The organism is Helicobacter sp., assembly GCF_022770205.1.
GTDB lineage: Bacteria > Campylobacterota > Campylobacteria > Campylobacterales > Helicobacteraceae > Helicobacter_D.
Genome location: NZ_JALEIK010000038.1, coordinates 31,732 through 47,348, shown reverse-complemented (window position 1 = coordinate 47,348; position 15,617 = coordinate 31,732). Strand labels below are relative to the sequence as shown.

Sequence of the window (15,617 nt, the reverse complement as noted above, 5' to 3'; positions counted from 1 at the left end):
AAAAATCTCAAAGAATTTTATAAAGTCTAATTTTATCTAAATTATTTATTAGATAAAATATGCACCACTTAAACAAAAAAGGATTGCATCCTATGAAAAAAATATTTGCGCTTTCTTTAGCACTTGGGGTTTCTGTATTTGCAGCGGATAATCTGTATGAAATCACTCCACAAATTGGTGGAAGTTGGCATATTAGCAATGATAAATATGCAGACAACATTGATTTAAGCTATGGCTTGAAATTTGCCACGCGTGTTATGCCAAGTGTGCTTTTAGAAATAGGCTATGCACACATTAATAATACAGAATATCATTTCTCAAAGGAATCAACAAATGCGGAGCGTTACTCTGTAGATTTAATCAAAGAATTCAACATTCATAGCGAGGTTTCTCCTTATATTTTAGGCGGGTTTGGTTATGAGCATATTTCCAATGAATTGCATAGTGTAGATAGCGACTTTTTTGGACAATATGGTGTAGGTGTGCGCTATGCTTTAGCAGACTTTCTGCACCTTAAAACTGAACTTAAACATATGATTAGTCTTGATGGGCGCAGTGATATTGTTGGTATGGTTGGTTTTAGTATTCCTTTTGGCACTTACGCCAAAGAAGTGGAAGCAGTAGAAGTTGTAAAAGTGACAGAAGAAATCCTAGAAGAAGTGGAAATTATAGAGGTAGCAGAAGAGAAACCAACACTTTCACACATCCACACTTTCTCTGTGCAATTCCCTTTTGATTCCTCTGTGATTGCTCCACAATACAATGCAGAGATTAAAGATTTTGCACAATCAATGAAAGAAAATCCAAACCAAACAGCCACCATTAGCGGACACACAGATTCCATAGGAGATGATGGCTACAACCAAAAACTCTCCATTCGCCGCGCCAATGCTGTTAAAGATGCAATTATTAATGAAGGTGTGCACGCAGAACGCCTAGAAGCTAAGGGCTATGGGGAATCAAAGCCTATTGCTAATAACGCAACAAAAGAAGGCAGGCAAGAGAATAGAAGAGTAGAAGCAGAAATCTATACAACACCAAATCACTAAGTTTTTACTATGCGACCAATTATCAAACACGACATTGCCATTTATGCTCCTGATGTGCGTTTAGATACGAAAGCAGCTAAAGAAATTTGCCAAGTTCTCATTTCAAATAGCGCAACAATCCGTTCCCTTTCACTAAAAGCAGTGTATTTTTCCTTTGAAAATGTGAAAGAATTTGATGAAGGTGCGACAATCTTAATTGCAAAAGCCCTGCTTGCAATGCAAAATAAAGTCAGTGTTGCGGTGGCTTTTGTGGATTACAATGATGAACAATTTCCTAAGTTAAAGGCTCTATTTCCCAACAAAAGCTTACCGCTATTCCGCACAGAGAGTATGGCAAACTTATTGCTAGGGTTAAAAGCACCACCGCTTAATCAAACCATTGTATATTATGACAAAGACAATATGGTGCAAACACTAATCTCTCAAGAACTCAGTGCTAAGGGCTATGAAGTTGTTTGCATTAGCACTAGCAACGAATTTATCGCTAAGCGTCGCCAACTCTTAGATAAAGCAATTTATCTTTATGACATTTACTTTGATATTACAAATAATTTTATTCCTATTACTATTGCAAACGGAATCGTAACTTACACGCTTTATAAAAAAGTGGATAAAAACATTGCTTTATTTTTTAATATCCAAGCACATAATTCTAGGCTCAGAGAAGGCTATAAAGTGTTTATTTTTGATGCAAGCGAAACAAAAGAATTTAATCCAGCTGTGCTTGATTTTATAATGTCCTTAGCATTAAATAATACGCGATTTGAATCCTGTATCGCCATTTGCGGTTTGAAAATCCACTTAGATAATGACAAACAAAATCTCTGTGCGCGTAGCCATATTTTATTTTTTAATAGCATTGAAGAATGCAAAAAGAATCCAAAAATACAAGAATTAGCTAAAAGCCATCAAATAACAGACCAAAAGCGCAAGGGTTTAACCAAACAACTTGTAGCACAACTTCCTGTATTTATCAATGCTGCCATTGAAACGCTTTCTTCACTCACAGGTGGGAGTGCCAAACGCACAGATTATAAAGTTACCCAATACAACAAAACTTCCCAAGCGGATATTATGGGAGCAATGATTAGATTTGAAGGCGATATGAATGGCTTGGTAGCACTTTGCTTTAGCAAAAGCATTGTTAAAGAAGCTTCAACAATGCTTTTAGGTGAAGAATCCCAAAGCGATGAAGAGTTACTAGATGTCATTTGTGAATTTACAAACATCATTGCTGGACGCTCTAAGGCTGTGCTATCAGAACACAATTTATCAATTGGAATCTCTTTGCCAGAGGCTTATAAAAGTGAAAATGAGATTGCCACAACACTAAGTGGCAAGCAGGGCGTGCAAATAAATTTATTATTCAATGATAAACCTTTAGTGCTATTTTTGGCGCATTAAATACCGCTCTAAAATCACAAGTGCAGCGAGAGAATCTAAGATTCCACCTTTGCTGTGTGCTTTTTTGCGCATTTTTTTATCGCTCAGCCTATCTAATGCTTCTTTTGAACTAAAAGACTCATCTAAAAAAACAATTTCCATTTGGGATTCCAACTCTAAGAGCCCCACAAAGTGCTTAATGCGCCGTTGCATTGTTGCAACGGAATCCTTTGCCTTTGCATGATCTAAAAAAGGAATTCCAACTACCAACACACTAGCTTGCGATTCTAAAACCAAAGCTCGCACGGCATTTGCTGCTTGATTGCGATTTTTGCGTAAAATCGGCTCTAGGCAAAGTGGAATCCCATTAATGCATTTTGCAACTCCAATGCGTTTTAATCCAACATCAAGTGCTAAAATAATTTTAGATTCCAATTTTTAACGGAAACCCCCATTATGCTCCATTCGCAAAATTCCATTATGGATAATGTGTGGATTCTGACTTGCTTTTTTAGCAAATAATGGTTCTAAAATCTCTAATAATCTTTGCGTGCTTGTTGCAATATCAAGCTCCTGTTGTGCCTTTTTGAACTCTTTAGAGAAATCTTTTTTCAAGGCTTTTTTAAGCGCATCTAACCATTCTTTAATCTCTTTATCGCTAGGGATTCTTAAATAATCCTTTAAGCATTCTTCAGGCACATTCACCGCAAACCCCATTCCCGCCATAGCTTCTTGCAATCCTCCTCCATTATTAGCACTTACAAGAGTTGGAATCTTATTAAGCACAGCTTCGCTTACTACCCTCCCCCAAGACTCATAGGCTAGAGATGGTGCAATTAAAACTTTTGTAAGTTTATAGATTTCTTTCATATTTCCCGTATGTGAAGCAATATCTACATTATTAAACATTTTTGGAACATAGGGAGTTTTTTCGCTATTTGGCAAATGCAAAGTGCTTAAAGCTTCTGCAAAACTTCCACGCCCATCTACTGCTAGAAACTTGACATCTGGCAATTCTTTTTGTGCAATGTGTGCAAGCTTTGCAAAAATACTTAACCCCTTTGGTGCGCAAGGATTCACCATTGTTACATATTTAGGCTCTCTGTCTTTACTGACGAATTTCTCTTTGTTAATAAAGATTCCACTAGCTTGCACATTAATTCTATCGCGTGCTGCGTATAAATTTGCAGTTGCTTGGGATTCTGTGATTAATAAATCGCAATCTTCAAAGGTATAATAGGGATGATTCCCATTGCATAAGGGATAAACAAAAGGAATCCCACGCCTTTTAGCTTCTGCGTGGATGGCAATTCCACTTGTCCCTGTGCCATATCCCATTGCGACATCCGGACGAAAGCTATTGCAAAGCAAACTAAAATACTGAAAAAAACTCCAAGATTCTGTATAAGTAAAATCCTCCATAAAGCGACTTTGGCAAATGGTATAGTGGTATTGGATTCCCTCATCATCAAGCACCACAGGCTCTGTGCCACGACTTTTTAGCTCCTCTTCTAACTTTGGAAAATAAGTTGTGCCCCTTGGCGAATCAAAAATGAAACTTCCAAGCACCTTAACTTCTATCCCTTTTTTAGCAAGTTCTTCCAACATAGCCTTACACTGCACTGCTGCTCCAGAACTTGTATCGTGCAAACTAAAAGGGCTTACCCATAATAACTTTCTTGCCATAAGTCTCCTTATTTCCTCTGCAAAAATTTCCGTGATTTTAACAAATTTTTACCAAAACTACCTTTAACCAAAAGCACGCTTTATCGCCTCTTTAACGCCTAAAAACGCATCACAAAAATGCGGCGCAAATTGCGTTTTATTAAAAGTCCTTTGGCGTTTTGCAAGTTGTGCAGTATGTGTTGTGATTTGCGCTTCTAACTCTTGCAAGCTAAACTCCCCTTTTTTATAGGCTAAAACCTCCTTAATGCCTATGCTTTTTGCCCATTGATGCGCCTCTCCATAACTCTCTATTAAACTTTCTACTTCATCAATTAATCCTTGCTCTAACATAGCCTTTGTGCGATAAGCAATTCTCTCTCTTAAAATCCCCCTATCTAGCACAATCTCAAAAATTGCACACTCCCTTAAAATTGGCTTTGGTGGATTCTCCTTAAAATACAAACTAGGAATACAATCTGCGTCAAAATAAATCTCTAATGCGCGCATAATGCGATAGGAATCTTGGGGCTTAAGAGAGCTTGCAAAGTTGGAATCTATTTTTTGTAAAAACGCATATTGCGCGTTCAAATCCCCTAAATTTTGGATTCTATCTTTTGTGGCAGATTGATGCTTTGGCAAAACAGAGATTCCACTTAATAGTGCTTTTAGATAAAAACTACTTCCACCAACAATTAATAAAAATTGATTCTGCTGTGTGCAAAACGCTTGTGCTTTTTTAAATTCCTTAATAAAGTTTTGCACATTTTGTATTTGGTTTGGAAACAACACATCAATCCCAAAATGTGCAATTTCTCCACGCTCTTTTTTACTAGGTTTTGCACTTGCGATATTAATTTCTTTATAAATACTTAAAGAATCTAAAGAGAGAATGGAGCAAGGAAACTCCCTTGCAATCTCTAAAGAAAGTGCCGTTTTACCCGAACCACTTCCACCAAGAATGGCAAAAGTTTTACAATTGCGCTGTGTTTGTAAAATATCAATCAAATGAACAATTTTAAGCAGAGTTTTTAGAAGCCAAAACTGCTTCTAAAAAGGCATTTTTAAGGGCGTGCTTTTCTAGCATAGCAACACCTTGAGCAGTAGAACCTCCCGGACTCATTACACTTTCTTTTAAGAGCACAGGATGACTCTGCTCCAAAAGACTAGCAAATCCACTAAAAAGCGTTTGCACAATCTGTGTGGAATCCTCCCTACTTAGCCCATAAGTTACCCCGCTATCAATAAGCGATTCTGCAACAAAGGCTAAAAACGCAGGAGCGCAACCCCCAAGTGCCGTAGCTAGCGGAAAATGCTTCTCTTCTAACCAAATGCTTTTGCCAATGGAATTAAAAACTCTAAAGGCTTCCTCTTTGCATTGCGCATCACCACAAAGACTAGTAAGGGACTGCTTGACACTCGCACACACATTAGGCATTGCGCGGATATAAAATTCCGATTCCATTGTTGCTTTTAACTGCTCTAAGCTTACAGCATTTAAGATAGAATACACGCATTTTGCCCTACCTTGAAACATAAAAGAAGTGAGCGCATAAGGCTTCACACAAAGCAAAACCTCAGCACCTGTAATGTCCAAAGTAAAATCGTTTAAATAAAGCGGAGTTACATTAAGAGTATTGCAAAAATTTTGGATTTTAGCAGAATCTCTCCCTGTTACTAAGATTTTGTAGGTATCTTTTAAGCCCTGCGCTAAGGACCTTGCCATCTTGCCGTAACCTAAAAGGATTAAGGTTTTCATTGAAAATTATTGCTGTGTGAAATCAAAGAATTTAGAAATTGGCTCTGCTAACCCAAAGTTTTCATATTTTTGGTTTTCTAAGACAACTTGTGCAAGCGTTTTATTTTCAAAATTAAATAACACAGGAGCTAAGAAGTTAATTGTGGAATGTTGGATAGGCTCTTGGATACAGACGATATTTAGCGTTACAACTTGATTGTTTTGGGCAGCAATATTTGTGGAATCCTTCAACTCTAAAGCTTCTCTAATGGGTGCTGGAATTTCAAATTCATAATCAGAACGCACGCTATAAGGATTGATTAAAGTAAAAGAAATTCCATCATCGTGCAAACTCTTAAGTTGCATAAAAGTCTCATCATCTTTTACAATTTTCTCTAATGTCATTTTTTTAATCTGCTCAAAACCCAAAATTGGTGATTTCACTTCAAATTCCATACCGCGTTCCTCACTGCGCCTTTTTGTATTGATTTTTGACAGACAGCGTTTTGTGCCAAAGTCTTATGTGTGATTCTATCGCAATTCCAGCAAAAAATCAATTTTATTTATCTAAATTTTAGAAAAATTATTGACAAATCCGCTATAATTACGCCCATTAATTTGAAATTCTTATCCCAATAAAACTACAATAATTAAGGAAGCTTAGTGTATCAAGTGATTAAAATTTCTATTTTCAATCTTTGTATTGCTCTGATTTTTAGTGCCTGTTCTTCTAAAACAAACAGCGGTTTAGCCCTTGATGAAGTCAATAAACCAGCCGATTATTGGTATCAAAATATGCTAAAAGAAATCCGCAATGGGGATTTAGAAAAGGCGGATAGTTATTTTGTGTCCCTGCAAAGTGAACATTTAAATTCTCCTTTGCTTCGTGAAGCAATGCTAATTTTAGGGCGCGCACATATGCAAAATGAAGAATATATGCTTGCAGGATTTTATTTTGATGAATTTACAAAACGCTTTGGTAGCGCAGAGAACATTGACTTTATTAAGTTTTTAAAACTCCAAGCTAATTATTTTGCGTTTTCAAAACAATTCCGTGACCAGCAGTTGCTTTTAGATTCCATTAGAGATGCCAAAGAATTTACACAACAATATCCCTATTCCCGCTACCGCCCAATGGTAGATTCAATGCTTTTGCGCCTAGAGCTATCCAATCTTACACTCAATGAAGAAATCGCACGCCTTTATGAGCGCAGAAAAAAAGGGAGTGGAGCAGAGTATTACAAAGAGAAAACGCAAGAAGTGCAGTGGCTAAAAGATGTCTTACGCGATGATGTAAAATCGCCTTGGTATCAAAAACTTTTTGAATGGTAGGAATGTAGGAATGAATATGCAATTAACGCGTTATGGAGAATTTCCAAAAGATTTACCGCTTATTGTGGATGAGGATATGCTTCTTTATCCTTTTATGATTGCTCCTTTATTTATTAGCGATGAGGAAAACCTAAAAGCTATTGATGTAGCAATGGAGAGTCAAGACAAGCTTATCTTTATTGCGCCTTCTAAGCCTAGTGATAACGACACACTAGATTTTTATGATGCAGGTGTCATTGGCACAATTATGCGCCGTGTTGCCTTGCCTGAGGGACGCATTAAAATTTTATTTCAAGGCTTAAGCCGTGGTAGCATTTTACAAATGGAATCTAAAACTCCACGCATTGCTAGGGTTGCACCTATTGTCTCATTGCCTTATGATGCTGTGCGCATTGAAGCAATCTTGGCAGTTTTAAAAGAAAAATTACGCACACTTTATAATATCTCCCAGCACTTCCCCCAAGATTTACTAAAAAGCATTAACGACACAAACGAACCTAATCGCGCAGCGGATTTAATCTCAAGTGCCATCCGCTTAAAAAAAGACCAAGCGTATAAAATTTTTAAAGAAAACAACCCAGAAGAGCGCCTATTAAGCTTAATTGAAATCACAATGGAAGAAATCCGCGCCCAGCAAATCCAAAAAGAGATTAAAAACAAAGTCAATTCTCAAATGGAAAAAGTCAATAAAGAATATTTTTTAAAAGAACAATTAAAGCAAATCCAAAGAGAACTTGGGGGAGATTTTAATAGGGATTCTGAGATTGAAGAATACCGCCAGAAGCTAGAATCCATAAAGCCCTTTACCCCAAAAGAAACCTACAAAGAAATCCAAAAGCAAATCAATAAACTCTCAAGAATACACCAAGATAGTGCCGATGCAAATTTATTACAAAATTATTTAGAAGTGGTGCTTGACATACCCTTTGGAACTTATGCAAAAAAAGATTTAGAAATTCACGCCGTGCAAAAGCAACTTAGCAAAGACCATTACGCACTAGAAAAGCCAAAAGAACGCATTTTAGAATATTTTGCAGTGCGTAAATTAATAGAAGTGCGCCAAGAAAAAACAGAATCCAATTTAGATTCCAAAGATTCTAAAAGCCTAATGGAAGCCAAAGGCACAATCCTTTGTTTTTATGGACCTCCGGGCGTGGGCAAAACAAGCCTTGCAAACTCCATTGCCCTAGCATTAAAGCGTAAATTAGTAAGGATTGCATTAGGGGGGCTAGAAGATGTAAGTGAGTTGCGCGGGCATCGTCGCACATACATCGGAGCAATGCCGGGCAGAATTGTGCAAGGATTAATTGATGCAAAGGAAATGAATCCTGTGGTTGTGCTAGATGAAATTGACAAAATCCGCAATTCTTTCCGTGGCGATCCCTCTTCTGTTTTGTTAGAAATTTTAGATCCTGAGCAAAATAAAGAATTTAGAGATTATTATACAAATTTTAATTTGGATTTAAGCCAAGTGATTTTTGTTGCCACCGCTAATGATATTAGCGCAATTCCTACACCTTTGCGCGATAGAATGGAGTTTATCAACATTAATAGCTACACGCCTGACCAAAAAGAGCAGATTGCAAAAAAATATCTCATTCCCCAAGAACTGAAAAAACACGGCTTACTGAACTCTGAAGTAAGCTTTAGCACAGCTGGGATTAAAATGCTAATTGAAAAATACACAAGGGAAGCAGGAGTTAGAAACCTAAGGCGCAAGATTGCAGAAATTTTGCGTAAAGTGAGCAAGCAAATTTTGCAAGACATAGAAAAAAATGCAGAATCCAAAACGCAAAAAAAGATTCTCATCACCCAAAAAACACTTCCAAACTACCTAGATAAGATTGTGTTCGAATTTGAAAACGCAAGCAAAAATGCAGAGGTTGGGCTTGTTAATGGGCTTGCTTGGACAAGTGTGGGCGGTGATGTGCTAAAGATTGAAGCCTTAAAAATTAAGGGCAAGGGGGGCTTGCAAATCACTGGAAATTTAGGCGATGTAATGAAAGAGAGTGCCAAAATTGCCTATTCTTATGTGAAATCCCTAATTGATAATGGCACGCTTAAGGTTGATTCTAAGCTAAAGCCAAGCGCAAGTGAAATTTATAATCGCTTTGACATTCACTTGCATGTCCCAGAAGGTGCTACGCCAAAAGATGGTCCTAGTGCTGGAATCGCCATTGCTAGCGCACTTTCCTCACTACTTACAAACAAAAAAGCGCGTGGTGATGTTGCAATGACAGGGGAGCTTACCTTGCGTGGAAAAGTTTTACCCATTGGTGGCTTGCAAGAAAAACTTATCGCTGCTTATAAATCTGGAATGCAAGAAGTGCTAATCCCTAAGAAAAATTTTGAAAGGGATTTAAATGAAATTCCACAAGAAGTCAAAGAGGGGCTAAAAATCCACCCTGTGAGTGATTTTAAAGAAGTGTTAGCAGTGATTTTGAAATAAAAGAAAGAATAAATGGAATCTGAAATTTTAAAGTCTTTGAATATCCCACAAAATACGCAAATTTGTGGCATTGATGAAGCGGGCAGGGGCTGTGTAGCAGGCTCACTTTTTGTGTGTGGTGCAATTTTAGACAAACTCCCAGAGTCCTTGAAAAACTCCTTAAAAGATTCCAAAGCCTTAAGCCAAAAAAAGCGCGATGCTCTAGCAAATGCGCTAAAAGAGTATGCAAAGTTTAAAATCATCAAAAAAGAAGCAAATGCTATTGACACAAAAGGTTTAAGCTCTTGCATTAAAGAAGCCTTAGAAGAGATTTTAAACACACTTTATGCACCCTTTTATATTTTTGATGGAAATTGTGCTTTTAAGATTCCGCATTTAAAAACACTCATTAAAGGTGATTCTAAACTCTACACAATCAGTGCAGCAAGCATTCTAGCAAAAAACGCAAAAGATGCAGAAATGCTAAAACTCCACGCTCTCTATCCCCATTATGATTTTGCGCACAATAAGGGCTATGGCACAAAGGCACACATACAAGCAATCATAGCATACGGCTTATCGCCAATTCATCGCAAAAGCTTTCAGATAAAGTCCCTAAATTTTAAGACACTTTTTTAGATAAAATTTATAAATTTTATCGCTTTTTTAACGAAGCAGACGCTATAATTCCAACTCTATTTTGCAATAAGGTATGTATTTTGAGCGGATGTGTGATAACAATTACTTCAGGCAAAGGTGGCGTTGGAAAATCAACGACTACCGCAAATTTAGCAGTGGGTTTAGCACAGCTTGGCAAAAAAGTTGTGGCAGTAGATTTTGATATTGGATTGCGCAATTTAGATATGATTTTAGGTTTAGAAAATCGCATTGTGTATGATATTGTCAATGTTATGGAAGGAGAATGCAATCTCTCCCAAGCTCTCATTAACGATAAAAAAGCAAAAAATCTCTACTTCTTGCCCGCAAGTCAAAGCAAGGATAAAAATATCCTAGATAAAGATAAAGTTGGAACATTCATTCATAAACTCAAAGAAGAATTTGACATCGTGCTTTTAGACTCTCCAGCAGGGATTGAAGGCGGATTTGAACATTCTATTTTCTTAGCCGATAGGGCGCTTATCATTTCTACTCCTGAAGTTTCAAGCGTGCGCGATGCAGATAGAGTCATTGGAATCATTGACGCAAAAAGTCAAAAGGCAAAAAATGGGCAAGAAGTGCAAAAACACATTATCATTAACCGCCTAAAGCCTGAAATGGTAGAAAAGGGTGAAATGCTAAGTATAGAAGATGTGCTTAATATCTTAGCATTGCCCTTAATTGGGATTGTGCCAGAAGATGAAAAAATCATCTCCTCTACAAACACGGGAGAACCTGTAATTTATGCCGACTCCCTTGCCGCTAAAGCATACCAAAACATTGCAAAACGCATTTTAGGCGAAGATGTGCCTTTTTTGGAATTAAAAGCAAAAAAAGGCTTTTTTGGAAGGTTATTCCAATGAATTTCAATCTTTTCAAAGGTAAAAAAAGCTCTGCACAAGCAGCAAAAGATCGCTTAACACTGATTTTAGCACACGAGCGTGCAATCAATGTGCCTTATATAGACGCTATGAAACAAGAAATCTTAGCAGTGATTAAAAAATACACAAATGCCCAAAAGATTGATATTAAAACCGATTCTAACCAAAATTTCAACACCCTTGAAGTTGAGATTTTTTTAGAAAAATAGAATTAATGGAGAGAATTAAACCCGTTACAATAGGAATCATCGCCTTATTACTAATTCTTTTAGCCTTTAGCTTTACCCTTAAAAAACCAAAACCGCAAGAAACCACAGACTATTCCCAGCAACAAACTCCTAAACACCATACAACGCTTGCAACAAACAACACAGAACTTCTCCAAAAAAACATTGATTTTTTACAACAACATTTAGAGCAAATTAAAGTTGAAGCACAAAGCAAAACACTAGCACAACCACCCCAAATACAAGCTTCCCAAACACAGAATCCAAAATTAGATTCCAACTTTTGTATGCGTAACAAACCCCAACTTGCAATCATCATTGATGATATAGGCACTTTTGCGCAATACCAAGCCATCACACAGATTCCCTTCAAATTCACCCCCTCTTTATTTCCCAAAAGTAAAGCAAACCCAGATACACCAAAAATTGCTAAAATCGCTCCTTTTTATATGATTCACTTACCCCTTGAAGCACTAAACTTCTATCAAAAAGAACATCAATGGCTATTTGTGGGCGATTCTAAAGAAAAAATAGAATCCCATATTCAAACAATCAAGCAAGATTTTCCAAACTTAAGCTACATCAACAACCACACAGGCAGTAAATTCACTCAAGATTTAGAATCAATGTCGCTACTTTTAGAAACATTAAAAACCCACCGCATTAACTTCGTAGATTCCAAAACCATCGGCACTACAAAAACCAACGCTGTGTATGCAAAATCCCCTTATGTCGCATTTAACCCCTGCCAACAAACTCCCTTAAAGCGTGATGTTTTCTTAGATAACATTCTAGAGATTCCAACAATTACTGAGCAACTCATTCAAGCAGTGCAAATTGCTAAACAAAAAGGCTATGCAATTGCTATTGGGCATCCCCATAAAGCAACACTTCTAGCACTTAAAAATGCAACAAATTACTTGGAAAATAGTGGCGTAGAGCTTGTTTATATTAACGAAATCATCACACCATAAATGCCTTATTTAAAGAAAATATGCTAAAATAGCCCCCTTAAGCTTTTTAAAAATTGTGGCAAGGAAAATGCGCATGACAACTCCAGAATCTATGCAACAATTACAAGGTAGCATTTTAAACATTATGCAATCTAAAGATTCCACATTATGCGTGGATAATACTTTTCATATTGTAGAAATTGACTCCTCCCTAAAGATTTCCAAAAACATTCAAGTAACTAAAAATGTAGAATCCCCACACCGCTACTCCCACGCCTTTGGAGTCTCTCCACTAGCATACTTTTGTATTCCCATTTTTGGAGAAAAAAAGGCATTTATCATAAAACTTGATAATGCAAAGCCGCAGCCTATTGCGACTTTAGAGGACCACGATGGCGATGTAGAATCTTCTGCTTTTTCAAATGATGGGCGATTTTTTGCAACAGGCGGGCAAGATGGGCGTGTGTTTTTCTACGATGGGCAGAGTTTTTTGCCTATCACTTCACTACTTGCACGCTCTGATTATATCTCCACAATCCGCTTTTCTAAAAGCGGTGAGTTTGTCGCCATTAGCGGATTTGATAAATTTACACTCATTTTTGATATGCTCCGGCATAACATCGCATTTAACTTTGCAACAAATGATGTTGTAGAAGATTGTGCATTTTTTGACAATGACGAGAAGATTCTTCTTGTCTGCCGCAACAATGCCTCCATTATTTTTAGCCTAAAAGATGGTAAAATCATTTCCCAAGAATACCCTTTTGCTTTTTGGCCCACAAGCATTGCAATAGATTCTGAAGAAAATTACGCTCTCGTTGGAACGCGCTCTAATACGCTCTATGTTATTGCATTAAAAGACAATACAAAAGCTATGGAGATTAAAAACGATCACGCAGGAACTGCATCCCTAACTTTTTCGCACGATTATTTATATATTGGCTCTGTTGATGGCTCACTGCTAATTATTAACTATAATGAGGGCAAAGACGATTTACAAGCAAGCCTTGATAGAAAGGATTATAAAAGCGCAAGAGAAGCAATCAATAACAATGTCTTTTTAAGCATTCATCCCTTAACCAAAATCTTTGACGAAGTCTGGCCACAAATTCTCCGCCAAGCCATTGATTTACTCAACCAAGATTCTATTGAAGAAGCCATAGAGCTGACTGAACCCTTTGTGGTTAGCCCTTCTAAGAAAAATGAATTTAGCTTTTATCTTGCGCAAAAAGATGGTGTCAAAACATTCTTAGAATTCATCGCTAAAAAAGACTACACAAAAGCCTACGAAATGCTTAAAACAACGAAATTCCTTGTCAAGACTCAAGCATATGAGAAGCTAGAAAATATTTGGAATAAGGCATTTTTTGACGCTAAAAAACTTTTGATTGAAAATGCAGATGCTAACAAACGCCTAGCTGAACAAACTCTAGCCCCCTTTAATAAAACGCCAAAAAAAGAGCTTATTGTCCAACTATTGCGGAATTGTGATGTGTTTGAAAAGGCAGAAGCATTGATAAAAAAGCAAAATTTCAAAGAATATTTTAGCTTAACTTTTCAATTCTCTTTTTTACGCGAAACAGATTTATACAAAAAAGTCTTACTTGTAGGTGAACGGATGCTAGCAAACTTAATTGAATTAGAAAAAAACTTCCACTATGAAGAAGCAAAGAAAATCGCCCAAACACTGCTTGTTTTCCCAACCCTAAAACGCACTGCAAATGAGCGCATTGTTTTAATGCAACAAAAAGAAAAGCTGCTAAATGCCATTGAGGCAAAGGATATTAAAAAGGTGTATGCTTTAATTGATGAGATTGAAAGCTTGCGCACAATGGAACAATTTAAAGAATTTACTAAAGATTTTTTACACCATTATGAGGAAGCAAAGCCTTATGCGTATAATGGCAATGCAAAGCACGCAATGGTGCTATTTGGCGAATATTTAGAGATTGATTATTGGATAGATAAAATCGGCTCACTTTTAAAGATTGCCTATTTAAAACAAATTGAGAAAGCTTTACATAATATTGAAATCAATTGGTCTATTACATTAAAACGCTATTTTGAACGCTATGGCAAAAGCTTTGAGCTTGTAAAACTTCTCCAAAATCACGAAGCAAAAGCCATTTTAGATCAATTTGAAGGCGAGGGAGAAAGTGATGGTTATCGCCGTTGCGGCTTTGTAGATTCCGTAGTCATCTACATTGTTAGACAAGAAAAATGATTTTAGAAGATTCCAACACCAAACCTAAAAAACTTGCAAAAATCCCCCAAACACTAGCACACATAAAAGAGCTAAAAACTCTTTATTATTGTGGCAATTTAGAACTTTTAAAAGCACCAAAAGTTACTATTATTGGTACACGCAATCCAAACCCTTATGCGCAAAATTTTACCCAAACAATCGCACAAAAACTCAGCAAAAATGGAATCGTAATTGTAAGCGGCGGTGCCTTAGGCATTGACATCATAGCCCACGCAAATTCCCTGCCAAACACGATTATGATTTCCCCTAGCTCCCTAGATTATATTTACCCTAGAAGCAATGCGCCAATGATTTCTAAAATCTATAAGCAAGGCTTGATTCTTAGCCAATTTGCCCCCACTTACACGCCACATCGCTATTCTTTTTTAGAACGCAATAAAATTGTAATAAGCCTAGGAGAATGCGTTGTGATTCCACAGGCAGATTTATACAGCGGCTCAATGCAGAGCGCAATATATGCTTTAAGCCTTAGAAAAAACATCTTTGTGCCACCCCACCATTTAGGGCAGAGTCTTGGCACGCAGAGCTTGGCTAAAAACAATCAAGCAAAAGTGATTTGGGATATAGATGAATTTGTAAGTGAGATTTGTGCTAGCATTTTGGATTCCAATATTACGCCTAGTTCAAGGAATTTAAGCGATGAAATTTTAGATTTTTGTCAAAGCAATCCCTTTTTTGAAGAAGCCTTTTTGCGCTTTGGCGAAGTGTTATTTGAATATGAATTGGAAGGTAAAATCCGCCGCAACAATGGACGCATAGAAGTGTGTCATTAAACTCTAATTTATCGCAAGGTTACACTTTTTTGGCTACTTTATCCATTAAACTTCCTTCTAGCTCATTGATTCTTTTTTATTGATTTCTTTGACAGCGTTGCTAGATACAGAATCCTCTTTCTCTTTTGATTCTTCAAGGGCTTTCATATAATATGCCATTAAAGCGTCTTTTGCTTCTTTGGTCTTTTCTTCAGGAGTTTTTTCTTTAGTGGATTCCACAAGACCATCAGGAGTATAGTTGTTTGGCATTCCTCTTTAGAATTTTCCA

At 37.0% G+C, this 15,617-nt stretch carries 16 protein-coding genes; 10 read left to right on the top strand and 6 right to left on the bottom strand.

Annotated elements, in window-relative coordinates; translation table 11 throughout:
• Positions 1-92 precede the first annotated feature (92 nt).
• Positions 93-1,049, top strand: coding sequence for an OmpA family protein (locus MRZ19_RS07175; protein ID WP_291031618.1), 957 nt, complete (start codon positions 93-95; stop codon positions 1,047-1,049).
• A 9-nt stretch (positions 1,050-1,058) separates the two neighbouring features.
• The gene (locus MRZ19_RS07170) at positions 1,059-2,453 is read left to right on the top strand and encodes a chemotaxis protein CheX (RefSeq protein ID WP_291031617.1); all 1,395 of its coding nucleotides are present in this window, start codon (positions 1,059-1,061) and stop codon (positions 2,451-2,453) included.
• Here MRZ19_RS07170 and ruvX read toward each other — a convergent pair.
• From ruvX to fliW, 5 genes are all read right to left on the bottom strand, one after another.
• Entirely contained in the window at positions 2,436-2,867 is a 432-nt protein-coding gene (gene ruvX / locus MRZ19_RS07165) for a Holliday junction resolvase RuvX (protein WP_291031616.1), read from the bottom strand. The genes MRZ19_RS07170 and ruvX overlap by 18 nt on opposite strands.
• 3 nt (positions 2,868-2,870) lie before the next feature.
• A complete protein-coding gene (locus MRZ19_RS07160) occupies positions 2,871-4,118 on the bottom strand; it encodes a hypothetical protein (RefSeq protein WP_291031615.1) in 1,248 nt (415 codons plus the stop codon).
• A gap of 63 nt (positions 4,119-4,181) precedes the next feature.
• Positions 4,182-5,102: a tRNA (adenosine(37)-N6)-dimethylallyltransferase MiaA gene (miaA, locus tag MRZ19_RS07155; protein WP_291031614.1), complete on the bottom strand. Its 921-nt coding sequence runs from the start codon at positions 5,100-5,102 to the stop codon at positions 4,182-4,184.
• A 10-nt stretch (positions 5,103-5,112) separates the two neighbouring features.
• Positions 5,113-5,853, bottom strand: a complete 741-nt coding sequence (locus MRZ19_RS07150; protein ID WP_291031613.1) for a pyrroline-5-carboxylate reductase — start codon at positions 5,851-5,853, stop codon at positions 5,113-5,115.
• Between the two features lie 6 nt (positions 5,854-5,859).
• Positions 5,860-6,288 carry a flagellar assembly protein FliW gene (fliW, locus tag MRZ19_RS07145; RefSeq protein WP_291031612.1) on the bottom strand — a complete coding sequence of 143 codons (429 nt, stop codon included), beginning with the start codon at positions 6,286-6,288 and terminating at the stop codon, positions 5,860-5,862.
• Positions 6,289-6,495: 207 nt separating this feature from the next.
• Here fliW and bamD point away from each other — a divergent pair, with 207 nt between their 5' ends.
• The 8 genes from bamD to MRZ19_RS07105 all read left to right on the top strand — a co-directional run bounded on the left by bamD (position 6,496) and on the right by MRZ19_RS07105 (position 15,349).
• On the top strand, positions 6,496-7,164 hold the full coding sequence (bamD, locus tag MRZ19_RS07140; RefSeq protein ID WP_291031611.1) for an outer membrane protein assembly factor BamD: 669 nt from the start codon (positions 6,496-6,498) through the stop codon (positions 7,162-7,164).
• A gap of 16 nt (positions 7,165-7,180) precedes the next feature.
• A complete protein-coding gene (lon, locus tag MRZ19_RS07135) occupies positions 7,181-9,613 on the top strand; it encodes an endopeptidase La (RefSeq protein ID WP_291031864.1) in 2,433 nt (810 codons plus the stop codon).
• 12 nt (positions 9,614-9,625) lie between these two features.
• Positions 9,626-10,231 carry a ribonuclease HII gene (locus tag MRZ19_RS07130; RefSeq protein ID WP_291031610.1) on the top strand — a complete coding sequence of 202 codons (606 nt, stop codon included), beginning with the start codon at positions 9,626-9,628 and terminating at the stop codon, positions 10,229-10,231.
• Positions 10,232-10,311: 80 nt separating this feature from the next.
• Positions 10,312-11,112 (top strand): septum site-determining protein MinD, encoded by an 801-nt coding sequence (minD, locus tag MRZ19_RS07125; protein WP_291031609.1) that lies wholly within the window; start codon positions 10,312-10,314, stop codon positions 11,110-11,112.
• A complete protein-coding gene (gene minE / locus MRZ19_RS07120) occupies positions 11,109-11,339 on the top strand; it encodes a cell division topological specificity factor MinE (RefSeq protein ID WP_291031608.1) in 231 nt (76 codons plus the stop codon). The genes minD and minE overlap by 4 nt, the downstream gene beginning before the upstream one ends.
• Before the next feature lie 5 nt (positions 11,340-11,344).
• Positions 11,345-12,331, top strand: a complete 987-nt coding sequence (locus tag MRZ19_RS07115; RefSeq protein ID WP_291031607.1) for a divergent polysaccharide deacetylase family protein — start codon at positions 11,345-11,347, stop codon at positions 12,329-12,331.
• Positions 12,332-12,398: 67 nt separating this feature from the next.
• Complete coding sequence (locus MRZ19_RS07110) at positions 12,399-14,534, top strand: hypothetical protein (protein WP_291031606.1); 2,136 nt, start codon at positions 12,399-12,401, stop codon at positions 14,532-14,534.
• Positions 14,531-15,349, top strand: coding sequence for a DNA-processing protein DprA (locus MRZ19_RS07105; protein ID WP_291031605.1), 819 nt, complete (start codon positions 14,531-14,533; stop codon positions 15,347-15,349). The genes MRZ19_RS07110 and MRZ19_RS07105 overlap by 4 nt, the downstream gene beginning before the upstream one ends.
• 57 nt (positions 15,350-15,406) lie before the next feature.
• On the opposite strand, the gene MRZ19_RS07100 is transcribed toward MRZ19_RS07105, so the two are convergent.
• On the bottom strand, positions 15,407-15,598 hold the full coding sequence (locus MRZ19_RS07100) for a hypothetical protein (RefSeq protein WP_291031604.1): 192 nt from the start codon (positions 15,596-15,598) through the stop codon (positions 15,407-15,409).
• Positions 15,599-15,617 lie beyond the last annotated feature (19 nt).